Origin of the sequence: Pseudonocardia sediminis (genome assembly GCF_004217185.1) — a bacterium.
Lineage (GTDB): Bacteria > Actinomycetota > Actinomycetes > Mycobacteriales > Pseudonocardiaceae > Pseudonocardia > Pseudonocardia sediminis.
Genome location: NZ_SHKL01000001.1, coordinates 324,594 through 348,364, shown reverse-complemented (window position 1 = coordinate 348,364; position 23,771 = coordinate 324,594). Strand labels below are relative to the sequence as shown.

At 73.4% G+C, this 23,771-nt stretch carries 22 protein-coding genes and 1 tRNA gene; 12 read left to right on the top strand and 11 right to left on the bottom strand.

What is annotated here, in order from left to right; genetic code table 11:
- The first annotated feature begins 14 nt into the window (after positions 1-14).
- The gene (catA, locus tag EV383_RS01710; RefSeq protein ID WP_130288278.1) at positions 15-860 is read left to right on the top strand and encodes a catechol 1,2-dioxygenase; all 846 of its coding nucleotides are present in this window, start codon (positions 15-17) and stop codon (positions 858-860) included.
- Between the two features lie 52 nt (positions 861-912).
- Here catA and EV383_RS01705 read toward each other — a convergent pair whose 3' ends face one another.
- From EV383_RS01705 to EV383_RS01675, 7 genes are all read right to left on the bottom strand, one after another.
- Positions 913-2,160 carry a benzoate/H(+) symporter BenE family transporter gene (locus EV383_RS01705; protein ID WP_130288277.1) on the bottom strand — a complete coding sequence of 416 codons (1,248 nt, stop codon included), beginning with the start codon at positions 2,158-2,160 and terminating at the stop codon, positions 913-915.
- Positions 2,161-2,278: 118 nt separating this feature from the next.
- Entirely contained in the window at positions 2,279-2,599 is a 321-nt protein-coding gene (locus EV383_RS01700) for a hypothetical protein (RefSeq protein WP_130288276.1), read from the bottom strand.
- A 108-nt stretch (positions 2,600-2,707) separates the two neighbouring features.
- Entirely contained in the window at positions 2,708-3,178 is a 471-nt protein-coding gene (locus EV383_RS01695) for a (2Fe-2S)-binding protein (RefSeq protein WP_130288275.1), read from the bottom strand.
- Between the two features lie 37 nt (positions 3,179-3,215).
- Complete coding sequence (locus tag EV383_RS01690; protein ID WP_130288274.1) at positions 3,216-5,558, bottom strand: molybdopterin cofactor-binding domain-containing protein; 2,343 nt, start codon at positions 5,556-5,558, stop codon at positions 3,216-3,218.
- Positions 5,559-5,989: 431 nt separating this feature from the next.
- Positions 5,990-6,077, bottom strand: a tRNA-Ser gene (locus EV383_RS01685).
- A gap of 31 nt (positions 6,078-6,108) precedes the next feature.
- Positions 6,109-6,588 (bottom strand): nucleoside deaminase, encoded by a 480-nt coding sequence (locus EV383_RS01680; RefSeq protein WP_130288273.1) that lies wholly within the window; start codon positions 6,586-6,588, stop codon positions 6,109-6,111.
- 28 nt (positions 6,589-6,616) lie between these two features.
- Positions 6,617-7,132: a tRNA adenosine deaminase-associated protein gene (locus EV383_RS01675; RefSeq protein ID WP_130288272.1), complete on the bottom strand. Its 516-nt coding sequence runs from the start codon at positions 7,130-7,132 to the stop codon at positions 6,617-6,619.
- 79 nt (positions 7,133-7,211) lie between these two features.
- On the opposite strand from EV383_RS01675, the gene EV383_RS01670 reads away from it, so the two are divergent.
- From EV383_RS01670 to EV383_RS01660, 3 genes are all read left to right on the top strand, one after another.
- Positions 7,212-8,441, top strand: coding sequence for a M20 metallopeptidase family protein (locus EV383_RS01670; RefSeq protein ID WP_130288271.1), 1,230 nt, complete (start codon positions 7,212-7,214; stop codon positions 8,439-8,441).
- A 26-nt stretch (positions 8,442-8,467) separates the two neighbouring features.
- On the top strand, positions 8,468-9,781 hold the full coding sequence (locus EV383_RS01665; protein WP_130288270.1) for an amidase: 1,314 nt from the start codon (positions 8,468-8,470) through the stop codon (positions 9,779-9,781).
- Between the two features lie 101 nt (positions 9,782-9,882).
- On the top strand, positions 9,883-10,836 hold the full coding sequence (locus EV383_RS01660) for a prephenate dehydrogenase (RefSeq protein ID WP_130288269.1): 954 nt from the start codon (positions 9,883-9,885) through the stop codon (positions 10,834-10,836).
- Here the strand turns inward: EV383_RS01660 and EV383_RS01655 are convergent.
- Positions 10,833-11,423, bottom strand: coding sequence for a putative glycolipid-binding domain-containing protein (locus tag EV383_RS01655; RefSeq protein ID WP_130288268.1), 591 nt, complete (start codon positions 11,421-11,423; stop codon positions 10,833-10,835). The two genes, EV383_RS01660 and EV383_RS01655, sit on opposite strands and share 4 nt — an antisense overlap.
- Positions 11,424-11,516: 93 nt before the next feature.
- Positions 11,517-12,440: a non-homologous end-joining DNA ligase gene (ligD, locus tag EV383_RS01650; RefSeq protein WP_130288267.1), complete on the bottom strand. Its 924-nt coding sequence runs from the start codon at positions 12,438-12,440 to the stop codon at positions 11,517-11,519.
- A gap of 86 nt (positions 12,441-12,526) precedes the next feature.
- Between ligD and ku the strand changes: the two genes are divergently transcribed.
- Complete coding sequence (gene ku / locus EV383_RS01645; protein ID WP_130288266.1) at positions 12,527-13,582, top strand: non-homologous end joining protein Ku; 1,056 nt, start codon at positions 12,527-12,529, stop codon at positions 13,580-13,582.
- 4 nt (positions 13,583-13,586) lie between these two features.
- Here ku and EV383_RS01640 read toward each other — a convergent pair whose 3' ends face one another.
- Entirely contained in the window at positions 13,587-14,621 is a 1,035-nt protein-coding gene (locus tag EV383_RS01640) for an LCP family protein (protein ID WP_242622845.1), read from the bottom strand.
- A 483-nt stretch (positions 14,622-15,104) separates the two neighbouring features.
- On the opposite strand from EV383_RS01640, the gene EV383_RS01635 reads away from it, so the two are divergent.
- The 6 genes from EV383_RS01635 to EV383_RS01610 all read left to right on the top strand — a co-directional run bounded on the left by EV383_RS01635 (position 15,105) and on the right by EV383_RS01610 (position 20,424).
- Positions 15,105-15,920 (top strand): nucleoside phosphorylase, encoded by an 816-nt coding sequence (locus EV383_RS01635; RefSeq protein ID WP_207223401.1) that lies wholly within the window; start codon positions 15,105-15,107, stop codon positions 15,918-15,920.
- A gap of 111 nt (positions 15,921-16,031) precedes the next feature.
- Positions 16,032-17,096 carry an NAD-dependent epimerase/dehydratase family protein gene (locus EV383_RS01630; RefSeq protein WP_130288264.1) on the top strand — a complete coding sequence of 355 codons (1,065 nt, stop codon included), beginning with the start codon at positions 16,032-16,034 and terminating at the stop codon, positions 17,094-17,096.
- Between the two features lie 103 nt (positions 17,097-17,199).
- On the top strand, positions 17,200-17,835 hold the full coding sequence (locus EV383_RS01625) for a glycosyltransferase family 2 protein (RefSeq protein ID WP_207223723.1): 636 nt from the start codon (positions 17,200-17,202) through the stop codon (positions 17,833-17,835).
- On the top strand, positions 17,832-18,542 hold the full coding sequence (locus EV383_RS01620) for a TIGR04282 family arsenosugar biosynthesis glycosyltransferase (protein ID WP_130288262.1): 711 nt from the start codon (positions 17,832-17,834) through the stop codon (positions 18,540-18,542). Before EV383_RS01625 ends, EV383_RS01620 begins: the two co-directional genes overlap by 4 nt.
- Entirely contained in the window at positions 18,539-19,168 is a 630-nt protein-coding gene (locus EV383_RS01615) for a methyltransferase domain-containing protein (RefSeq protein ID WP_130288261.1), read from the top strand. The genes EV383_RS01620 and EV383_RS01615 overlap by 4 nt, the downstream gene beginning before the upstream one ends.
- Positions 19,169-19,224: 56 nt before the next feature.
- Complete coding sequence (locus tag EV383_RS01610) at positions 19,225-20,424, top strand: molybdopterin-dependent oxidoreductase (protein ID WP_242622844.1); 1,200 nt, start codon at positions 19,225-19,227, stop codon at positions 20,422-20,424.
- A 511-nt stretch (positions 20,425-20,935) separates the two neighbouring features.
- Here EV383_RS01610 and EV383_RS01600 read toward each other — a convergent pair.
- Positions 20,936-22,354: a hypothetical protein gene (locus tag EV383_RS01600; RefSeq protein ID WP_242622843.1), complete on the bottom strand. Its 1,419-nt coding sequence runs from the start codon at positions 22,352-22,354 to the stop codon at positions 20,936-20,938.
- Between the two features lie 114 nt (positions 22,355-22,468).
- Here EV383_RS01600 and EV383_RS01595 point away from each other — a divergent pair, with 114 nt between their 5' ends.
- Entirely contained in the window at positions 22,469-23,767 is a 1,299-nt protein-coding gene (locus EV383_RS01595; RefSeq protein ID WP_130288259.1) for a geranylgeranyl reductase family protein, read from the top strand.
- Positions 23,768-23,771: the final 4 nt, after the last annotated feature.

Below are 23,771 nucleotides of genomic sequence, written 5' to 3'. Positions count from 1 at the left end.
ACGGGAGCCACCACATGAGCACCGAGACCACCGCCACGGCCGCCGGATCCGGCGCCTCGGCCACCGAGACGTTCCGCAACAAGGTCCGCGGGGCCGGCGAGATCGACCACGAACGCGTTTCCGCGATCGTGACCGACGCGCTGACCTCGCTGCACGAGGTCGTCCGCAAGCACAAGCTGACCTACGACGAGTACGACGCCCTCAAGGCGTGGATGATCCGCGTCGGCGAGGACGGGGAGTGGCCGCTGTTCCTCGACGTGTGGCTCGAGCACGTCGTCGAGGAGGTCGCCAACGCCGACCGCGAGGGTGCCACCGGCACCATCGAGGGCCCGTACTACGTCCCCGGCGCCCCTGAGTTCACCGGCGAGGCCACGCTGCCGATGCGCGAGAACGAGAAGGGCACGCCCTTCCTGTTCCAGGGCACGATCACCGACCTGGCCGGTGCACCGCTCGAGGGCGGGCTCGTCGACTTCTGGCAGGCCGACGACGACGGCTACTACTCGCAGTTCGCCCCGGGCATCCCGGAGTGGAACCTGCGCGGCCGCGTCACCACCGGCCCGGACGGCACCTTCAAGATCAACACTATGAAGCCGGCGCCGTACCAGATCCCGAACGACGGGGCCTGCGGCGCGCTGATCCGCGCGGCCGGCTGGCACGCCTGGCGCCCGGCGCACCTGCACCTCAAGGTGAGCGCCCCGGGCAAGCAGCTGATCACCACCCAGCTCTACTTCGACGGCGGCGACTACGTCACCGACGACGTCGCCCAGGCCGTCAAGCCGGACCTGGTGCTTCACCCGCAGAAGGCCGACTCGGGCAACGGGGAGCAGGTCACCTACGACTTCCCGCTCGACCCCGCCTGACCGGCCCGGCACCGGCGAGCGGGCTCCGGTGGTCACCGGGGCCCGCTCGCCGTCAGCCCGTCCGGAAGTCGTCGCGCTCGAGCAGGCGCGAGACCGCGATCCCGGCGACCAGCCCCCAGAACGGGCCGCCGATGTTGAGCACCGTGATGCCGGAGACGGTCACGACGAACGTCACCAGTGCGCCGAAGGTGTGGCGCGAGCCGAACGCGGCGACGAACGCGGACTGCAGCACCTTCAGCATCGCCAGGCCGCCCAGCGTCGCGACGAAGGCGACCGGCGCCGCGAGCATCAGCTGGGTGAACAGCGGGGCGAACACGCCGAACACCATCGCCAGCAACCCGCATACGATCCCGGCCGTGTACTGCCGGTGACGCTCACCGGAGACCGTGAGCAACGCGTTGGTCGGCCCGGTCAGGCACGTCGAGACGGCACCGACCCCCGCCGCGAGGACCGACCAGATCCCGCAGAGCGAGGTCACGACGTTGACCGGCGGGTCGTGCCGGGCCGCGCGCAGCACCGCGACACCCTGCCCGTTCTGCACCACCAGGACCGTGATCGCCAGCGGGATCACCAGCTCGAACATGGCCTGCAGCGACCACTGCGGTGTCTGCAGATCCAGGGCGGCGAGGAACGCCGACACCGTGCCGCCGGCGAGACGGAAGGTCCCCGTCACCGCCACGGCGACGGCGCCCACGACCAGCGCGCCGAGGATCGGCGGGACCCGCCGGCCGGCGGCGGCCCACGCACTGAGGACCACGAACACGACGACCATCGGCGCCGCGACCGCGGCGTCGGAGACCACCGCCTTCACCAGCCCGGTGCCGAAGCTCAGGAACACCCCGGCGACCATCGCCATCACGATCGGCATCGGGATCGCGTCCATCACCGTGCGCACCCAACCGGTCAGTCCCAGCAGGAGCATCAGGACCCCGGTGGCCAGGTAGGCCCCCACGACCTGGCCGAGGCTCAGGTGCCCCAGGGCCGGGCCGACGAGGACGGTGCCCGGGATCGTCCAGAAGAACGCCAGCGGCTGCCGGTAGACCCAGCTGGCCAGCACGGTCAGAGCGCCGTTGAGGAAGAAGACCCCGAAGACCCACGAGGCGATCTCCGCCGGGGACAGCCCGCCCTGGACACCGACCGCGAGGACGACGGCCCCGGGGCCGGTCGCGGAGAACACGACCCCGATCAGACCGTTCGCCGCGTACCGCGGCCCGAGGTCGCCGAGGATCCGCCGGGCGCCCGGCGGCCGCCGTTCCGGACGCTCGAACCGCCGCGTGGAGGAGTGGTCCACGGCCGTCATGGGGGGCCTTTCGGTGGTGGCGTGGTGATCAGTAACCACCCTCGCACGACGACGGGGCCGCCACACCGGACTCGTGTCCGATGTGACGGCCCCGTCGGCCCGCCCCTCTACAGAACGATCATTCGAACGGGCCGTCGAGCAGCAGCCCGCCCACCGGACCCTCGACGAAGCGCGGGTCGGGCTGGGGGATCTCGGTGTCGGTGCCGTTGACGCCGTCGGGCCGGTTGGTCGGCGAGAACGTGTCGAGCGAGTCGATGAACCCGAAGTTCGCGGTGTCGACGGTCGCCACGACGGCGTCGACGGCCTGGGTCGGGCTCTGCGTGCTGGGGTAGCCGTGCTCGGAGTCCTCGTCGGCGCTGGCCACCCCCGCGGCGAGCGGGAAGGCCACGGCGCTGAGCGCGCCGACGGCGATGAGCGAACGGCGAATCGGGTTCTTCATCGAATCCATCCTTGGATCTGGGGAGCGATCTGCCCCGAAGGGCAGTGACCTGTCGTACACCCTAACGGCCTAACGTGGCCCGGCATCCGGGCCACGCCGTAGGCGCACTCACATGTTGTCGGCGCCGACCTTGATCGCCTCACGGATGCGGTTGTAGGTGCCGCACCGGCAGATGTTGCGGATCTCGTCGAGCATCGAGTCGTCGATGTCGCGGCCCTCTTCCTGGCACTTCCGCACCAGGGCTACCGCGGCCATGATCTGACCCGGCTGGCAGTAGCCGCACTGCGCGACGTCCTTCTCGATCCAGGCCTCCTGCATCGGGTGCAGGGTCTCGCCGTCGGCCAGGCCCTCGATCGTGGTGATCTCGTCGGAGTCCTGGATCGCGCCGACCGGCACCGAGCAGGGGTTGAACGCCTTGCCGTTGATGTGGCTGGTGCAGGCCTTGCAGACGTTGATGCCGCAGCCGTACTTCGGGCCGGTCACCTTGAGCAGGTCACGGATGACCCAGAGCAGCCGGACGTCGTCCTCGACGTCGACGGTGACGGTCTCGCCGTTGAGCTTGAAGGTCTGAGTGGGCATGAAGGCTCCTGAAAGGGTGTTCGCGTCGTGTCGGGGGTCAGGACGCGAAGTCGAGGCCGTTGGTGGGCGACGGCGGGACCGGCGGCACCGTGGGGTACGGCTCGTAGGGCAGCGGTTCCTTGTGCAGGATCGGGAAGTACTCCGGGGTCTTGCCGGTGGCGCGGGCGTAGGCGCAGGCCACGGCGGCGCTGGTGGCCGCGACACCGACCTCGCCGGCACCGCCGGGCTCCGGGGATTCCGAGTCCTCGATGATCACGATGTTCATCTCGGGCGGGGTGTTCCACTGCCGGGTGTAGAAGTAGTTGTCCCAGCTCGCCTCGACGAAGTGACCGTCGTCGATGCGCAGGCTCGAGGTCAGCGCGTTGGCGATGCCGTCGTTGATGCCGCCCATCATCTGCGCCTCGAACCCGCGCGGGTTGATGATGATGCCGCCGTCGACGACGAAGGTCACCTTGGTGACGCGCGGGCCGGTGCGGGCCGAGCGGATCTGCCGGTTCACCGTCTCCGGCCGGCAGTCGAGCTCGACGACCGCACAGGTGACGCCCTTGTACTCGACGTGCATCGCGATGCCCTGGGCCGTGCCGGGCTCCATCGACTTGCCCCAGTCGGCCTCTTCGGCCGCACGGTCGACGACGTCGCGCCAGCGGGTGAGCTTGGTGAACTCGGACCGGAACTCGTACGGGTCCTTGCCCATCTTCTCGGCGATCTTGTCGATCATCAGCTCGCGCGCCATCGCGGTGTCGGGCGAGTAGATGTTGCGCATCGAGCTGGTGTTGAACCGCATGTCGACCTCGTTGAGGAGGCTGGTCGACACACCGACGTTGTACGGCGTCACCTGGGTGGTCACGTAGATCGACTGGGAGACCGTCAGGTTCCCCAGCGGAGCCTTGGTCGCGGCGGCGGTGATCGCCTCGCCGAGGCCCGGGTTGATCTCGGTGGCGACGCTGGTGTGCCGGATCTCGAAGCTCGCGACCGAGTCGCCGGTGACCAGCGCGCGGATCCGCGTGGTGGCCATCGGGTGCGTGCGGCCCTGGCGCGAGTCGTCGGCGCGGGTCCACATCAGCTTGACGGGCTTGCCCATCTTCTGCGAGACCTCGCACGCCTCCTCGGCGGCGTCGGAGAACAGCTTGCGGCCGAACGACCCGCCGCCCTGGATGACGTGGAAGGTGACCGCGTTCTGGGGGATGCCCAGCTTCTTCGCGCACTCGGCCTGGGCCGCGATCGGGTTCTTCGCCGGACCCCAGACCTCGGCGGTGCCGTCGCTGCGGACGTCGGCGATCGCGCAGTTCGTCTCGAGCGAGGAGTTGCTGCGGAAGTAGAAGACGAAGTCGCCCTCGAGGGTGTCGCCGACACCGGCCGGCACGGCCAGCGGCAGCTCCCCCTGGCGCAGTTTGGCCAGCACCGAGTCGTCGTTCTCGCCCTCGATGGTGCCGCCGTCCCACTGGGCACGGATCGCGTTGACACCGTCGATGGCCTGGCCGAACGTGTTCGCGCGGACCGCGACGCCGGAGGGGACCTCCTCGACGTCGGTGACGCCGGGCATGTTCCGGACCTCGTCGATGTTGTCGACGCTGATCAGGGCCGAGTTGAGTCCCGGTCCGCGGCAGATGACGGTGGGCAGCGCGTCCGGGATCTGCAGGTCGGTGGCGAACTGCTTCTTGCCGGTGACCATCTCGCGCGCGTCCGACTTGGTGCGCGGCGTGCCGATGACGGTGAACTCTTCGCGCGGCTTGAGCACGACGTCGGTGGCCTCGGTGACCGAGCTCGACGCCGCCTCGGTGAGCTCACCGAACGGGAGCGCCTTGCCGTTGTTGCCGGTGATCAGGCCCTGCCGGCTGGTGAGGAGACCGACCTCCTGCCCCAGCTGCGCGGACGCGGCGGCGAGCAGCCGGCCCTGCGCGAGCGCGGCGGCCACCCGGATCGGGGTGAAGGTGGTGAAGGTGGTGCTCGAGCCGGCCGTGAGCTGGTTGAACACCAGCTCCGGGCGGGCGTCGGCCAGGGTGACGATCACCTGGTCCGGGTCGAGGTTCATCTCCTCGGCGATGATCATCTGCGTCGAGGTGATGATGCCCTGGCCGTTGTCGGCACGGGGCAGGGCGAACGAGACGGTGCCGTCCCGGTTGACCTCGATACGGATGAGGTTCGCCGTGGGGCGCGCCGAGTCCCGCAGGACGTCGAGCAGGTCGTAGAGCTCCGCCGGGAGCGGCGGCGACGGGACCGCGGCCGCCGAGGCCTCCGGTGCGCCCATGATGGCCTCGCGACCCATCTCCGCCGCGACGACGAGAGTGGGGGCGGCGATCACGTAGCCGAGGAAGCGGCGACGGCTGACCCCGGTGCGGTCCGGCCGCGGCGTGGTGGTGGCTGCGCGATGAGCGGGCATCGTTGTCCTCTCCAACTACTGCCCGGCGGATCACGAAGGGGGGAGCGGACCCTGCCGGGGACTGTTGACGTGCCAACGGCATAGCCCGTTCTACGGATACGACACGGGACGACGTACCGGCGTCGACCGATCGGCGCACACGATCCGGACGAATTCCGGATAACCGCAGTTCACCGGCTCGCCGATCAGGGCACCCTAACCCGCAGATGCGGATTTTTTGCCGCTTCGGCTCGCTGTCGTGCGGATCGGGGATTCGTTACGAGATTCACTCGTCCAGGTGAGTGTTGCGGGGTCCACGGAGCGTGAGAGCGCTGGTCCGGACGGGCAGTGCGGCGCCACGACCGGCGGCGGAGCGTTGGACCCGATCGCCTGTGTGACGACCCCTCGCACACGACGAACGCCGGGCCCCTGATCGGGACCCGGCGCTCGGATGGCGGTAGCGGTGGGATTTGAACCCACGGAGGCTCTCACCTCACGCGCTTTCGAGGCGCGCTCCTTCGGCCGCTCGGACACGCTACCGCCGACAAGGTTACCCACCCGCTCCTCGCGCTCACGGCCCGGGGTGGGTGCCGCGGTGTCCGGCGAAGAACTCCTCCATCAACGCGGCCGCCTCGTCGGCGCAGACCCCGCCCACGACCTCCGGACGGTGCGTCAGACGGCGGTCGCGCAACACGTCCCACAGCGAGCCGGCCGCTCCGGTCTTGGGCTCCCAGGCGCCGAACACCACCCGCGCGACCCGGGCCAGCCCGATCGCGCCGGCGCACATCGTGCAGGGCTCGACGGTCACCGCGAGCGTCACACCGTCGAGGCGCCACTCCCCCACGACGGCCGCCGCGGCGCGCAACGCGAGCACCTCCGCATGTGCGGTGGGGTCGCCGAGCGCCTCGCGGGCGTTGCAGGCGGCGGCGAGCTCGGTGCCGTCCGCGGCGAGGACGACCGCGCCGATCGGGACGTCGCCGGTGCGGGCCGCCTCGCCCGCCACGGTCAGGGCACGGCGGACGGCGGCCTCGTCGGCCGGGAGGGCGTGCACGTGCAGGAGTGGATCGGCGCCGGCCGGCTCAGTGGCCGACGGCCTCGTCCAGCGAGTCGGCGAAACCGAGACGGCGGGCGATCGACTCGAGCTGTTCGTCCGGGTAGAGGTCCAGGTCGCCGACCAGGATCTCCAGCTCGTCCGCGGGCAGGCCGAGGTCGGACAGGATGCCCAGGTCGCCCTCGGGCCACGGGTCGTCGAGCGCGTCGTCGTCCGGCGGGAGCTCGACGCGCAGCAGGTCGAGCACGTCGGCGGCCACGTCGTAGTCCAGCGCGGCGACCGCGTCGGAGATCAGCAGGCGCACGCCGCCGGGGCCCGGGCGGAGCAGGACGAAGAACTCGTCGTCCACGTCGAGCAGCCCGATCACGGCCCCCTGTGAGCGCAGCCCGCGCAGCGCGGTGATCGCGGCGTCCAGGTCCTCCAGGGCGACGGCGTCGAGACGGACGCACCGCCAGCGGCCCTCCTCCCGGATGGCGGCCACCGCGAATCCGGGCAGGGCGGAGCCCCGCTTGGCGGGGGCGGCTTCGACGCTCTGCGTGGGCACGGGCCTACGGTACGTCCCCCTGACCATTGTGGTCCACGCCACATCCGAGTATGGCCCGTCACACTGCCACCATCGGGGCATGGCGATCACCCCCTCGTCCGTCCGCGACCTCCCGGTCGGCCTGCTGGGCCGGGCCCAGGCGATCCAGCCGCACACCGTCGCGCTGCGCCGCACGCTGCACCGGCGGCCCGAGCTCGGGCTCGACCTGCCCGCCACCCGCGACGCCGTCCGGGACGCCCTGGCCGACCTGCCGATCACGCTGCACCTGGGTGAGTCGTGCACCTCCGTGGTCGGCGTGATCGAGGGCGGCCGGCCCGGGCCGACGGTGCTGCTGCGCGGCGACATGGACGCGCTGCCGCTGCAGGAGGACACCGGTCTCGAGTTCGCCTCCGAGGTCGACGGCGCGATGCACGCCTGCGGGCACGACACGCACGTCGCGATGCTGGCCTCGGCCGCCCGGCTGCTCGCCGAGGACCGCGAGCGCCTGGCCGGACGGGTGCTGCTGATGTTCCAGCCCGGCGAGGAGGGCTTCCACGGGGCGCGGTACATGATCGAGGAGGGGCTGCTGGAGCGCTACGGCCCGGCCGGCGGTCCGGAGTCGGCGTTCGCCCTGCACATCTCCTCGACGCTGCCGTCCGGGGAGCTGCACCACCGCCCCGGCCCGATCATGGCCGCGGCCGACGTCGTCCGCGTCACCGTCACCGGCCGGGGCGGGCACGCCTCGGCGCCGCAGGACGCGTGCGACCCCATCCCCGCGGCCGCGGCGATGGTCGGCGCGCTGCAGACGATGCTGACCCGCCGGATCGGCCCGCACGACCCGGCCGTGCTCACGATCGCCCGGATCACGGCCGGGACCACCGGCAACGTCATCCCGGAGACCGCCGAGCTGGAGGGCACACTGCGGACGCTGTCCGAGCCGGTCCGCGTCCAGCTGCGCGCCGAGATCGAGCAGGTCTGCCGTCACCTCGCGCTGGCCCACGGCTGCACCGCCGAGATCGAGATCGAGCCGGGCTACCCGGTGACGGTGAACGACCCCGCCGCCGCGGAGGCCGTGGCCAGGGTCGGCGGGAAGATCCTCGGCGAGCCGCGGTGCGCGGCGATGCCGACCCCGATCATGGGCGCCGAGGACTTCTCCTACGTGCTGCAGCGGGTGCCGGGTGCGCTGGCGTTCCTCGGTGCCCGCCCGGCCGGGGTCGCTCCCGACACGGCGCCGCCGAACCACTCCAACCGCGTCGTGTTCGACGAGTCCGCGCTGCCGTCCGGGGTCGCGGTCTACGCCGGGCTCGCTCTCGCCGCACTGACGGCCTGAGAACCGCTGGCTGAGAGGGTACGGGCGTGTTCTCCCTCCCCGACCTGGTCCGCGCGCTGAGCGACGGCACGATCACCCCGTCCGACCACGTCGAGGACGTGCTGGAACGGCTCGCCGGCGACACCACGAACTCGGTGGTCACGCTCGACGCCGAGGGCGCCCGGCGGCGCGCGGCGGAGCTGACGGAGTCCGCGCGGCGGGGCGAGCGGACCGGTCCGCTGCACGGCGTCGCGGTCGGGGTCAAGGACCTGATCGACGTGGCCGGGCTGCCCACCCGCTGCGGCTCGCAGATCCTGGCCGACGCGCCCCCGGCGGGCGCGGACGCTCCGATCGTGGCGCGGCTGCGTGCGGCCGGGGCGGTCGTCGTCGGCAAGCTGCACACCCACGAGTTCGCCTACGGCCCTCTCGGCGACACCGCGGCGACCGGTCCGGCGCGCAACCCGCACGCCCTCACCCGGATCACCGGCGGCTCCTCGTCCGGGTCGGCGGCGACGCTCGCGGCCGGGCACCTGGCGCTGACGATCGGCACCGACACCGGGGCGAGCGTGCGCACCCCGGCCGCGCTGTGCGGCGTCGTCGGGCTCAAGCCGCGCCGCGGTGTGCTGCCCGGCGACGGGGTGTTCCCGCTGTCCGCGTCGTTCGACACGGTCGGGCTGCTGGCCCCCGACGTCGCCTCCGCCGGGCTCGCCTGGGACGCACTCACCGGCGCCGGGGCCCGCGACGACGTGCGCGGCCTGCGCGTCGGGGTTCCGGAGGACGAGTACTGGCACCCGCACGACCCGGTGCTGGCCGCCGCCGTCACCGCGGCCGCCGACGCACTGGACCGCGCCGGCGCCGAGGTCGTCGCCGTCCGCACGCCGGGCGTCGCCGAGCTCGCCGCGACGTATCCGACGATCGGCGGCGCCGAGGCCTACGCGACGCACCGGGAGTGGTTCGAGAGCCGTCGTGACGAGTACCGGCCCGCCACCCGGGACCGTCTCGACGCGCAGGCCGGGACGCTCGCGCACGCCTACGTCACCGCGCAGCGCGCCCGCCGTCGGCTCGGCGACGACCTGCTGGCCCACCTCGGCGCCCGCGTCGACGTCGTCCTCACCGCGACCACCCGGCTGCGCGCCACCCCGATCGGCGCCGAGGAGGTCGACGTCGCGGACGGCGGGTCCGCGCACGTCCGGACGTCGATGCTGGCGCTGACCAGCCCGTTCAACCTGACCGACCGCCCGGCGCTGTCGGTCCCGGTCGCCCTGCCCGCCGACGGTCTTCCGGCCGGGGTGCAGCTCGCGGCCGTCGGCCCCGACGTCACCCCGATCCTGCGGGCCGCGGCCGCCGTGGAAGGCGTCTGAGGCCGGTACGCGCGCCGAGCTCCCCGATGTGACGGCCGGGAGCGAGGCAGCGCGTTCCGGTGCGTGCGGGTCGCGGCGAGCGCCCCACTACCCTGCTCGGCATGCGAGCGGTCTGCGTTCTGGGAACCGGTCTGATCGGCGGGTCCGTGCTGCGGGCCGCCGTCCGTGACGGGCGTGACGCGTGGGGCACGGCCGCGTCCGAGCCGACCGCGGCGGCCGCCGTCGCCGACGGGTTCGACGTCACCACCGACACCGACGCCGCGCTGCGCCGGGCCGCCGAGACCGACGCGCTGGTCGTCGTCGCGGTACCGCTGACGGCGCTGGACGCGGTGCTGGCGCGGATCGACGAGATCGCCCCGGACTGCCGCCTGACCGACGCGATCAGCGTGAAGGGCGCGGTGGCCGACGCCGTGATCGAGCACGCGCCGCAGGCCCGCTACGTCGGCGGGCACCCGATGGCCGGCACCGCCGAGTCCGGCTGGGCCGCCGGGGACGCGGACCTGTTCACCGGTGCGGCGTGGGTCGTCGCGGCCGACGACGGGCTGGACCTCGACGTGTGGCGCGACGTCGCCGAGCTGGCCTGGGCGTGCGGGGCGCGGGTCGTCCCGGCCGCCTCCGACGAGCACGACCTGGCCGTCGCGAGGATCTCGCACCTCCCGCACCTGTTCGCCGCCGTGCTGTCCGCCGTCGGTGCGGGCGGGCAGGGCGACGACCTCGCGCTGTCGCTCGCGGCGAGCTCGTTCGCCGACGGCACCCGGGTCGCCGGCACCCGGCCCGAGCTGGTGCTCGCGATGTGCGAGGGCAACCGCAGCGCGCTGCTCGCCGCCGTCGACGACGCGCTCGGCCGCCTCGGCGCGATGCGCGGCTCGCTCGCCTCCACCGGCGGGCTCGCGGCGACGGTGACGAACGGCTACGAGGGCCGTCAGCGCTGGGCGTCGACCCGGGAGCCTCTGGCCCTGCCGGTGTCGCTGGACGGCGACGACCCGGACGCGGTACTGGCCGAGCTGCGCGAGCTCGGCCGTCGCGGCGACGTCGTGGAGCCCTGGAAGAACTAGGCGCGGGTGGCGAGCTCCGCACGCCGGGCGATGCCCGGGTAGTCGAGGACCAGGCCGTCGTCGTCGACGGTGATCTCCGCGGCGAAGCCCCCGGCCGAGAACCCCACCACCGCCGGGGCGCCGCCGGCACCGGCCGAGACGGTCCGGTAGGTCTGCTCGGCGAGCTCGACGGTCAGGTCGGGCAACGACACGAACGCCACCGGGATCGTGTGCTGGGACTCCTCCCGGTGCAGGTCCAGGCGCCGGATCGGGATCGTGTTGAAGACCGGGCTGAACGCCAGGTCCACGTCCAGCGCGCCGCCCACGGACAGGCGGGTGTTGCCGGAGCCGTCGTCGACCAGCCAGTCGCCGTCGGCGCTGCGGTTGATCGTCAGGCTCTTCTCCCGCTCGGCCGACGCCGCGTCCACGACCAGGCGCTGCACGGCGCCGTCGTCGCCCACCGCCAGCCGGTAGGACGCGGTGAACACGCAGCCGTCGACGTCGCGGATCATCCGGCCCACGGCGCGGAACCCGCCGCCGTTCAGCAGCACCCGTGCGGACTCCAGGCCGACGCCGTCGTCGGACTGCCAGGTCAGCATGGTCGCCATCGCGCACCGCCGTCACACCTCGGGCGCCGTCGGGGGTGCGGCGCGGGTAGGCCCATCCAACACGCCGGGTGGGTCCTGGACCAGGATGGATAGCTAGCCCCGCTCGCGACGGATCTCCGACGGTTCGACGTCGTCACGGACCCCGCGGAACACCGGCTGGCGCAGACGCCCGGCCGCGGTCCAGCCCAGGTGCGCGACCTCGACCACGATCGTCGGCTCGGTCCAGTGCGCCCCGTTCGCATCGACCCGCGGGACGTCCCCGCCGAACGGGGAGGCCGCCGTCGTCACCGGGGCCAGCCGCTCGGCCAGCACCTGCTGCACCGCGGACCCGGCCAGCCCGGACCCGACGCGGCCGGCGAACGTCATCCCTCCGTCGTCGTCCGGGACACCGAGCAGCAGGGCACCGATCCGCAGCACGCTGGTGCGCTCGGAGCGCCAGCCGCCGATCAGGCAGGTCTGCGAGTACCGGTGCGTGACCTTGACCCAGCTCGGGCTGCGCCGGCCCGCCCGGTACACCGAGTCGGCGCGCTTGGCGACCACGCCCTCCATCCCGCGCTCCCCGGTGACGGCCATCAGCGCCTCGCCGTCCGGGTAGAGCGGGGACGACGCGACGGTGTCGAGGCCGTCCAGGTCGAGCCGGTCCAGGGTGGCGCGGCGTTCGGCGAGCGGACGGTCGGTCAGGTCCACCCCGTAGAGGCGCAGCACGTCGAACACCATGAACGTGACCGGCCGGGCGAGGGCCACCGACGGCGACACGGCCGAGTGCATCCGATGTGCGAGCGCGTCGAAACTGGGTACCCCGCCGTCGAGCAGCACGACCTCACCGTCGAGGACGACGTCCGGCGCGAGCTCGGCCAGACCGGCGAGCTCCGGGAAGTTGGCGGTGACGTCACGCCCGGTGCGGGTCGCCAGCTGCAGGGTCCCGTCGGCGACGTCGGCGATGACCCGCATGCCGTCCCACTTGACCTCGAAGAGCCAGTCGTCCCCGGTCGGGAGGGGTCCGGGGGTGGCGAGCATGGGCAACACACCGTCATGCTGTCACCGCCGGGCCGGGGTCGGCGTGCCACGACCGAGTTCGGTTCGCCACGAGGGGGAGGAACGCCATGCGTGCCATCTGGAGCGGGGCCGTGTCCTTCGGGCTGGTCAGCGTGCCGATCAAGGTCTACTCGGCGACGACGAACCACGACGTCCGGTTCCACCAGGTCCACGAGGCCGACGGGGGCCGGATCCGCTACAAGCGGACCTGCCAGGTCTGCGACGAGGTCGTCGAGTACGCCGACATCGCCAAGGGCTACGAGACCCCCGAGGGCGAGCTGATCACCCTCGACGAGAACGACCTCAACTCGCTGCCGGTCGCCACCGGGCACGAGATCGACGTCATCGAGTTCGTACCGGCCGACCAGATCGACCCGCTGCTGTTCGACAAGAGCTACTTCCTCGAGCCCGAGACGAAGGCGGCCAAGCCCTACGCGCTGCTGCGCGAGGCGCTGACCGAGACCGACCGGATGGCCGTGGTCAAGGTCGCCCTGCGCCAGCGGGAGACGATCGCGCTGCTGCGCGTGCGCGGCAAGGCGATCGTGCTGCAGACGATGCTGTGGCCGGACGAGGTGCGCGAGCCCGAGTTCGACATCCTCGAGACCGACGTCGAGCTGCGCCCGCAGGAGCTGCAGATGGCGTCGTCCCTGGTGGAGAGCATGGGCGCGGACTTCGACCCGGCCGACTTCCACGACGACTACCGCGACGCCGTCGTCGAGCTGATCGAGTCGAAGAAGGAGCACGGCGACGCCCGCCCGGCCCCGGCCGCGGAGAAGCGCGACGACAGCGCGGACTCGATGAGCGACCTGCTCTCGGCCCTGCAGGCCAGCGTCGACGCCGCCCGCGGCTCCACGTCGAAGTCGACGTCGTCGAAGCCGAAGACCGGGTCCGAGGACGACCAGGCCGACGACACGGCCGACCCGAAGGACGACACCGGGTCCGACTCCGGGGACGACGGGAAGAAGACCACCACCACCCGTCGCCGGAGCACGGCCTCGAGCTCCGGATCGGGCACGACCCGCTCCCGCTCGAAGAAGTCCGACGACACCGGGGCCGACGACAAGGTCGAGTCGGACGCGAAGACCACGACCACCCGCAAGCGGGCTCCCCGCAAGACCGCCTGACCGGTCAGGGGCCGTAGTCGGCCTTCGAGGGGGCCTCGTCCTTCTGCAGGGCGCCCCAGAGGTTCGTCGCGCGGGAGCGGTCCCAGCGCAGGGTGGCACCGGACCCGCCGCGGGCGACCGGCACCGTCGTGGCGACGCCGTCACCGCCGGAGACGCCCTTCATCCCCCAGGCGAGGAACGCCAGGTTCCACAGGTGGTCGCCGTCGTCGACGGTGATCGTGTCGGTCATGGCCGAGGCCAGCGGGATCATCCGGAACGGGTTGATCAGCGTCAGCGGGCTGGTCGCCTTGTTCATCAGCGCCGAGAGGAACGCGCGCTGCCGGCCGACGCGGTCGAAGTCCGACCCGGCGGTGGCGCGGGTGCGGACGTAGCCGAGCGCCGTCTGGCCGTCGAGCTCCTGCTCACCGGCCTGGATGTTGAGCCCGGCCTTGGGGTCCTCGATCGCGGTGGGGATGTCCATGGTCACCCCGCCGACCGCGTCCACCGCGCCGACGAACCCGCCGAAGCCGACCTCGGCGTAGTGGTCGATGCGCAGCCCGGTCGCGGCCTCGACGGTCTGCACGAGCAGCTGCGGGCCGCCGATCGCGTACGCAGCGTTGATCTTGTTGCTGCCGTTGCCCGGGATCGGGACGTAGGAGTCGCGCGGAATGGAGACCAGCACGTCGCCGGAGCTGCCGGTGTGCAGCAGCATGATCGTGTCGGTGCGCTGGCCCGCGGCGTCGCCGGTGGCCAGGCGTTCCTCGTCCTCGGCGGACAGGCCGTCGCGGCTGTCCGAGCCGACGATCAGGTAGTTGGTGCCGTCCGAGGACGCCTCGCTGTCCGAGGGCAGCGCCTCCACCCGGGACAGGTTCGCGTCGAGGTAGACGCCGAAGCCGACGATCGCGACCAGCAGGACGACCAGCACGGCCTTCCAGCGCCCGCCCCGGAACAGCCCGGTCGGCATCCGGAGGTTCGTCGGGCGGCGCAGCAGCGGGCCTCCGCCACCACCTCCGCCGTAGCCGCGCGGCGCCTGCGACGCCGGGTGCGCCGGCGGCGGCATCGCTCCACCCCGGGCCCGCTGCGGGACCGGCGGGGGCAGTGCTCCGCCACGGGCCGCTCCACCGCGCCCGGGTGGGGGCATACGTCCGCCCTGCCGCGGCGGCGGCTGGCGCAGCGGCCCGCCCGGACGGGGAGCCGAGGGCGGCGGGGCCTGCGGCGGGGACGGCGGGGCCTGTCGACCGGGTGGGGGCTGGCGACGCGGCGGCTGGTTCGCCCAGCCGGGACCGCGGCCACCGCGCGGGGGCGGCCCGCCGCCCTGCGGGGGGCGGCCTCGGAAGTCACCGGGCATCGTCCACCATCCTGTAGGAGCGGGTCGTCACGACGACATCGGGGTGTCGCCGTTCCGCACCACTCGCACCTGGATCCGACGATAGCGGCATCCGGCCCGGCACGGCCGGATCCGCCGCCGGCCGGACGGCCGGGAGCGCTCACCTGCGGGCCCGGAGGAGACGACCCGGTGCGCGACAGGCGATGATCGCCCGCGATGAGCACCGACCCGAACGGCACGGGAGCCGCACCCGTCACCGACCTGCCCCTGCTCGAGGACGACCTGGGCGAGTCCGGCGTGATCCGCGCGTCCGAGATCGTCCCGGAGGTCGACGACATGCCGGCCGCGGCCGTCATGTGCTGGTTCCCCGAGGTCGTCGACGGCGTCGGGGCCACCGCCCGCGCCGCGACCACGCTGCGCTCGGAGCTGGGACGCAACCCGCTCTGGGTCGTCGACTCCCCCGCCGGACGCCCGGTCGCCGTCCTGCACCCCGGCGTCGGGGCTCCGCTTGCGGCGATGTTCCTCGAGGAGCTCGCCGCGCTCGGCGTGCGCACGGTGGTCGGTGTCGGCGGGGCCGGTGCGCTGCTGCCGCACCTGACGCTGGGCCACGCCGTCGTGCTCGGCAGCGCCCTGCGCGACGAGGGCACCTCGTTCCACTACCTGCCCGCGGGCCGGGTGGTCGAGGCCGACCCGGCCGGCGTCGACGCGCTGTCGGCTCTGCTGGGCCGGGAGGGCGTGCCGTACGTGGTCGGCCGGAGCTGGACCACCGACGCCGTGTTCCGGGAGACCCCGGAGCGGGTACGTCGCCGTCGTGAAGAGGGCTGTGCGGTCGTCGAGATGGAGGCCGCGGCGCTGCTGGCGGTCGCCCGGTTCACCGGGGTCCGGTTCGCCCAGCTCCTGCTCGCCGCCGACTCGCTGGCCGGCCCGGAGTGGGAGCACCGCGGCTGGACGACGGCGCGCGAGGCCCGCGCCGGGATGTTCGGCCTCGCGCTGGCCGGGGTGGACGCGCTACTGGACGGACCGACCGGGTAGGAGGTCCCCCCGGGACGCGCATCGCACCGGAGGAACCGCGACACGCCGGGCGGACCGGTGAGCCCCGGGCCGCCGCTGCCCCGGACGGGGGTGACCCATACTCTGCGCGCCATGCGAGTACTGGTGACCGGCGGGGCGGGCTTCATCGGCTCGCACATCGCGGACCGACTGACCGCCGACGGGCACGAGGTGGTCCTGCTCGACGCACTGCTGCCGCAGGCGCACGGCGGCCGGGCCCCGGAGTGGATCTCCTCCCACGAGCTGGTCCAGGGCGACGTCCGCGACCCCGAGGTGCTGCGCCGCCTGCTCCCCGCCGTGGACGCGGTGTGCCACCAGGCCGCGATGGTGGGTCACGGCGTGGACCCCTCGGACGGGCCGGACTTCGCGTCCAACAACGACCTGGGCACCGCGGTGCTGCTGGCGGCGATGCACGAGGCGAAGGTCTCCCGGATGGTGCTCGCGGGCTCGATGGTCGTCTACGGCGAGGGCCGCTACGACTGCCCGGAGCACGGCGTCGTCCGTCCCGGGCCGCGCGCGTTCGCCGACATCGACGCGGGCCGCTTCGAGCCGCTGTGCCCCGAGTGCGGGCGCGACCTGGTGTCCGGGCTGGTCCCGGAGTCCGCGCAGCTGGACCCGCGCAGCACCTACGCCGCCACCAAGCTCGCACAGGAACACCTGTGCAGCGCGTGGGCACGCCAGACGGGCGGCACCGTCTGGGCGTTGCGCTACCACAACGTCTACGGGGCGCGGATGCCGCGCGACACCCCGTACTCCGGGGTAGCGTCGATTTTCCGGTCCGCTCTGGAACGCGGCGAAGGCCCCCGGGTGATGGAGGACGGCCTGCAGCGACGTGACTTCGTGCACGTCTCGGACGTGGCGGCGGCCAACGCACTCGCACTCGCGGCGGAGCCGACCTCGACCGGGTTCGGTGCCGCGAACGTCTGCTCCGGCGAGCCGCACACGATCCTGGACCTCGCCACCGAGCTCGCCACCGCGATGAACGGACCGGCCCCGCAGGTCGTCGGCGGTGCCCGTCCGGGCGACGTCCGGCACGTCGTCGCCGACCCGTCCTACGCGAAGGAGCGTCTGGGCTTCCGGGCCGCGACGGGCTTCGCCGAGGGCGTCGCCGCGTTCGCGACCGACCCGCTGCGTTCCCCCGCCGGGCTGAACGCCTGACCCACCGCCGAACCGATGTCCGCCCGGGACCGAACACCTTTCCAGCCCCCGAGCGCACCCCACCCGAAAGGGCCAAGATCACGCCGTGCACCGATGTCCTGAGATCGTGCTCCCCTGTCTCGACGAGGAAGAAGCCCTGCCCGCGGTTCTGAAGCGACTGCCCGCGGACTGGCCCGTCCTCGTCGTGGACAACGGGTCCACCGACGCCACCGCCGACGTGGCCCGCGCCCACGGCGCCCGTGTCGTCGTCGAGCCCCGCCGCGGGTACGGCGCCGCCGTACACACCGGCCTGGTCAACGCCGAGGCCGATCTCGTCGCCTTCCTCGACGGTGACGGGTCCCTGGACCCGGACGTGCTGCCCGGGATGGCCGAGACCGTCATGGACGGCCGGGCCGACATGGCCGTCGGCCGCCGGATCCCCGACACCGCCGGGGTGTGGCCCTGGCACGCCCGCGCCGCGAACTCGGTGATCGCCGCGATGCTGCGCGGCAAGGGCGTCCCGGTGCACGACATCGCGCCTATCCGGGTCGCGCACCGCAAGGCGCTGATCGACCTGCAGATCGAGGACCGCGCGTTCGGTTACCCGCTGGAGCTGCTGATCAAGGCAGGGGCCGCGGGCTGGACGTTCGACGAGATCCCGGTCGCCTACTCCCGACGCGCCGGGGGCCGCTCGAAGGTCTCCGGTTCGGTGAAGGGCACCTTCCGGGCCGCCCGGGACATGACGGGACTGTTGCGATGACCACCGGTGAGACGGCGACCCCGGTCGCGATCATCGTGCTGGCCAAGGCCCCGGTCCCCGGCCGGGTGAAGACCCGTCTGTGCCCGCCGGCCACCGCCGAGCAGGCCGCGACCCTGGCCGCGGCGTCCCTGCTCGACACCCTGGACGCGGTGCTGGCCGTGCCGGGCGTGCGCCCGGTCGTCTCGTTCACCGGCGAGCGCTCCGACGCCGTGCTGGCCGAGGAGCTGCACGCCGTCCTGGACCGCACGGACGTCGTCGAGCAGCGCGGGGACTCGCTCGGCGAGCGGATCGCCGCCGCGCACGCCGACGCCGCCGCGCTGCACCCCGAGCTGCCCAGCCTGCAGGTCGCGATGGACACCCCGCAGGCCTCCGCCGAGCTGCTCGGCGAGTGCGCCCGCACCCTGCTCACCCCGGGCACCGACGCGGTGCTCGGACACGCCACCGACGGCGGCTGGTGGATCCTCGGCCTGCGCGACCCGCGCCGGGCCGCCCTGCTCGCCGACGTCCCCATGTCGTGCGACGACACCGGGGCCCGGACGCTGGCGGCGCTGCGCGCCGCGGGTCTGCGGGTCGCGACCGTACCCGAGCTCACCGATGTCGACACCGCCGACGAGGCCGTCGAGGTCGCCGCCCTGGTCCCCGGTTCCCGCTTCGCCGCCTCCGTGGACGCGTTGACGTCCGCGCTGACCGCAGGGAGCCCGGCATGACCGCCGCCGCCACCCGTCTCGCGTTCGACGCCGCGCTGGCCGGGATCCCCTCCCGGCTGCTGTGCAGCGACGGCACCGAGGTCCTGCTCGACGTCTCCCGCTGGACCGACGCGGCCGGCGGCGAGGACGACTGGCTGCTCGACCGCTGCAGCGGCCCGACCGTCGACCTCGGCTGCGGCCCCGGACGGCTGGTCGCCGCGCTCGCGCAGCGTGGGGTGCCGGTGCTCGGGGTCGACCAGTCCGGCGTCGCGGCCACGCACTGCCGCCGTCGCCGGGTCTCGATGATCCGCCAGGACCTGTTCGCCCCGCTGCCCACCGAGGGCGACTGGGGCCACGTGCTGCTCGCCGACGGCAACATCGGCATCGGCGGCGAGCCGGACCGGCTGCTGGAGCGGGCGTCGCGCCTGCTCGCGCCGGGCGGCACCGTGCTGGTCGAGGCCGACCCGCGCCCGGAGCTCGTCTGGACGGGAACGGTGCAGGTCTGCACCGGACCGGCGGTCGGGGAGCCGCTGCCGTGGGCCGTCGTCGGGATCGAGGAGCTGACCCGGATGGCCGCCTCCGTCGGTCTCGCCACGACCGCGCGGTACACCGGGCACCGATCCTTCGTGGAGCTGACCAGGTCATGAGGTCTTCACGGGTCCTCCGGTGGCGCAGTCCCATCCGTGGTCCCTGGCTGACCTCGATGTTCGCCCTCCCGCTGCTGATCGGTCTGCCGATCGTCATCGTGACCGGGCTGCTCGACTGGATGGCGTACTCGCCGCAGTTCGGGCAGTCCATCCCGTCCGACGTGGGCTTCCTGCGGCTGCCGTTCTTCGAGTGGCCGGTGTCGCCGTCGTGGCTGTTCCGGCTGACCGAGGGCCTGCACATCGGGCTCGGGATGATCCTGGTGCCGGTCGTGCTGGCCAAGCTCTGGTCGGTGATCCCCAAGCTGTTCACCGGCCCGCCGAAGGGCCCGGTCAGAGCGCTCGAGCGGCTGTCGCTGGTCCTGCTCGTCGGCGGGATCCTGTTCGAGATCGTCACCGGCCTGCTCAACATCCAGTACGACTACGTGTTCGGGTTCAGCTTCTACCTGGCGCACTTCGTCGGCGCCTGGGTCTTCATCGCCGCGTTCGTCCTGCACGTGCTGCTCAAGCTGCCGACGATGGTGCGCAGCCTGCGCTCCCGCTCGCTGGTCCGTGAGCTGCGCACACCGCTGTCGGCGACCGTCCCGGAGCCGCCCGACGTCCACGGTCTCGTGGCGCCCGACCCGGACCCGCCCACGATGACGCGCCGCGGTGCGCTGGCCCTCGTCGGTGGTGGCGCGCTGTTCGTCGCCGCGATCACGCTCGGGCAGACGCTCGGCGGTCGGCTGCGGCCCACCGCGCTGCTGCTGCCCCGGGGCCGCACCACGGCGCCGGACTCGACCGAGGCCGGCGGGCCGAACGACTTCCCGGTCAACCGCACGTTCGTCGCCTCCGGCATCGCCGCGGCCGCGATCACCGACGGCTGGGCCCTGACCCTGAACGGCGGACCGTCGCCGGTGCGCCTGGAACGCGCCGACCTCGCCGCCATGCCCCAGCACACCGCGGAGCTTCCGATCGCCTGCGTCGAGGGCTGGTCGAGCACCCAGACGTGGACGGGTGTGCGGCTCCGTGACCTCGCGGTCGCGGCCGGGGTGCCGGAGCCGGCGTCGGCTGTCGTGCGGTCGGTGGAGGTCGGGCCGTTCGCCCGTGCCCAGCTGACGCAGGCGCAGGTACTGGCACCGGACTCGCTGCTGGCCATGCAGGTCAACGGCGCGGAGCTCTCCCGCGACCACGGGTACCCGGCGCGCGTGATCGTCCCGGCCCTGCCCGGGGTGCACAACACGAAGTGGGTCGTCATCATCGAGTTCCGTCGTGTCTGAGCCCGACTCCCCCACCGCCACCGCCCCGCCGGAACGCGCACGGCGCAGCCCGGGGGCGCTCGCCCGCCTCGGCGCCGGAGCGCTCGTCCGGCTGGTCCTCGTGCTGGCCTGCTTCGCGCTCGTCGCCTACACGGTGGACCTGCTGCTGATCGACGACCCGTCGCTGGTCTCGGTCCTGATCTGGTTCGCCGGCGCGCTGTTCCTGCACGACCTGGTGCTGTTCCCGCTCTACGCGGGCGGGGACCGGGTGCTCGCGCTCGTGCTGAAGGCGCTGCCCCGGACCCGGGTGCCGCTGGTGAACCACATCCGGATCCCGGTCCTCGGCGCCGGGCTGTCGCTGCTCATGTTCCTGCCCGGGATCATCCAGCAGGGCGGTGCGACGACGCTCGCCGCGACCGGCCTGGACCAGGAGCCCTACCGGGAGCGCTGGGTCTGGCTGACGGTCGCGCTGTTCGCGATCTCACTCGTGATCTGGCTCCTGCGCACGCTCGTGGCGAGCATCAGGGCACGCTCACCACGGCATCGTGAGCAGGTGGTTGACGGCGAGCGCGAGGACGGCCTGCGCGACCAGCCAGCCGCGGACCTGCCGGTGCGGGAGCAGCCCGCACACCAGCACGAGCCAGACCCCGAACGGTAGCCAGATCCGCTCGACCTCGGCCTTGCTCATCCCCGAGTAGTCGGCGAGCGCGATCGCCAGCACCGCGGCCGTGATCAGCAGCGCCGCCCCGACCGGGACGGCCCGCGGGTGCGTCACGAAGCGCCGCAGGCCCGCCACGACGGCCGGTCCGAGCGCGAACAGCACCGCCGCGATGTTGGCCCAGACGAAGTACTCGTACGGGCGGTCCTGCGCGATGGAACCCGCGTAGATCAGCCGGACCTTGTCGAACCCGTCGAGCCACCAGAACCCGGACAGGGTGAACGCCGCGACGACGATCGCCGCCCCGCCCAGCGCGGGCGCCACGATCGACCACCTCCGGGTCGCCGCCAGCACCGCGAGCGGGAACAGCACGCCGATCGCCAGGCCGTAGGACAGGTAGATGCTCAGCGTCAGGACCAGCCCGCCGGCCAGCCCGTAGCCGATCGTGCGGGCCCGCGCGGTCCCGACCGTGGCCAGAGCCAGCAGCGCGACGCCCCAGGCCAGGACACCGGCGAACATCCCGTCCGCGGAGACCCCGACCCACACCGCGCCCGGGAACAGCACCGCGAACGGCAACGCCCGCCGCGCGAGGTCCTCCGCACCGAGAGCCCTGAGCGTCACCGCGGTGGCCGCGGCGGCCGATGCCCCGACCAGCATCACGACCACCCCGGCCGCGCCGCCGCCGGAGAGCCCGATCTGGTCCAGGCCGATGAACACCGCGAACGCGCCGGGCGGGTGCGCACCGACGTGGGTGGACCAGAACCAGGTCTGCGACGGGTCCTGGCCGGTGGTCAGGATGTGGTCGGAGAAGATCGAGAGCATCTGCCCGATGCCGGTGACCCGGGGCAGGTCGTAGAGGTACTCCTGGTCGCTCGTCAGGCGGGTCGCGATGCCGGCCGTCCAGCCGTCGACCAGGGCCAGCGAGACCGTCCAGGCGAACGCCGCGCCCCAGGCCGCGAACATCAGCCGGACCCAGCCCGCCCGGGCCGCGAACGACGGCCCGAACACCACCACGGCGAGCGCCACGAGGATCGCGAGCGGCGTGCCCGGCCCGGTGTGCGGCGCCCAGTTCGCCAGCAGCGGCGGGAAGAACACGAAGATGTTGACGCCCGCGTCGAGCAGCCGCCATCCCTCCCGCGCCGCCAGCACGACGAACACGACGGCCGCGGCGACCGTCAGCAGGTCGGGGATCGCGGGGCGGGGGCCGTCACCGCGCCGCGGAGGCTCCCCGGTCTCGGGGAGATCCGGGGGTACCGGTGCAGGTGGACCGGCCTCGACGGGTGTGCTCGACACGTCACCACGCTAGCGACAGTGCGCCGAACGGCGGCGGGTGGTGCGCCGGCCGATCGCCGGTGACCGGGCGCACATGACGGGCGGGACCCGCGGAGTGGTTGCCACACTGGAGGCATGTCCACCACGTCTGCACCCGCCGTCGGCGAGGGGTCCGCTCCCGCACCCGAGTCCACCGACGTGCTGGTGGTGGGCGCCGGACCGGCCGGTTCCGCCGCGGCGGCGTGGGCCGCGCGGCACGGACTGGACGTCCTGCTGGCCGACTCCGCGACGTTCCCCCGGGACAAGACGTGCGGCGACGGCCTGACCCCGCGCGCGATCGCCGAGCTCGACCACCTGGGCCTCGGCGAGTGGGTGCGCGGGTACGGCACGAACAAGGGCCTGCGCGCACACGGCTTCGGGCAGACCCTGGAGCTGCCCTGGCCCGGCGGTGCGCTGCCGGCCCACGGCGGCGCGGTCGCCCGCACCACGCTCGACGACCGGATCCGCCGGGTCGCCCTCGACGCCGGCGCGGTGCCGATGGACGGCGCGAAGGCCGTCGACGTCACCTACCTCGGCGACCGGGTGGAGAGAGTCGTCTTCGCCGACGGCCGGACGGTGCGGTGCAAGCGGCTCGTCGTCGCCGACGGCGCGCGCTCCACCCTGGGCCGGGTGCTCGGCCGCGAGTGGCACAAGGACACCGCCTACGGCGTCGCCGCGCGGGGCTACATCACCTCCGGCCGCAGCGACGACGAGTGGATCAGCTCGCACCTGGAGCTGCGCGGCGAGGAGAACGAGGTCCTGGCCGGGTACGGCTGGGTCTTCCCGCTGAACAACGGCGAGGTCAACATCGGCGTCGGCACGCTGGCCACCGAGCACCGTCCGGCCCAGGTCCGGCTGCGCAGCCTGATCGAGCTCTACGCCGACCAGCGCCGCACCGACTGGCAGCTCGACGGCCCGGTCCGCCACACCGCGTCGGCGCTGCTGCCGATGGGCGGCGCGGTGTCCGGAGTGGCCGGGGCGAACTGGGCCCTGATCGGCGACGCGGCCGGATGCGTGAACCCGCTCAACGGCGAGGGCATCGACTACGGCCTGGAGACCGGGCGTCTGGTCGCCGAGATGATGGCCGGCGAACGTGACCTCGCGACGGCGTGGCCGGCCACCCTGCGCACGCACTACGGGCAGGCGTTCTCGATCGCGCGCCGCCTCGCCGGGCTGCTGACGATCCCGCGCCTGCTGCCGCTGGCCGGGCCGGTCGGGATGCGCTCGCGGGCGTTGATGACGGTCGCGCTGCGGGTGATGGGCAACCTCGTCACCGAGTCCGACAATGACCTCACCGCGCGGGCCTGGCGGGCCGCGGGGAGGGCGTCACTGCGCCTCGACGACCGCCCGCCGTTCCCGGCCGCCGACCTGCGCGTCCCGACCGCGGCGCGCTGACCCG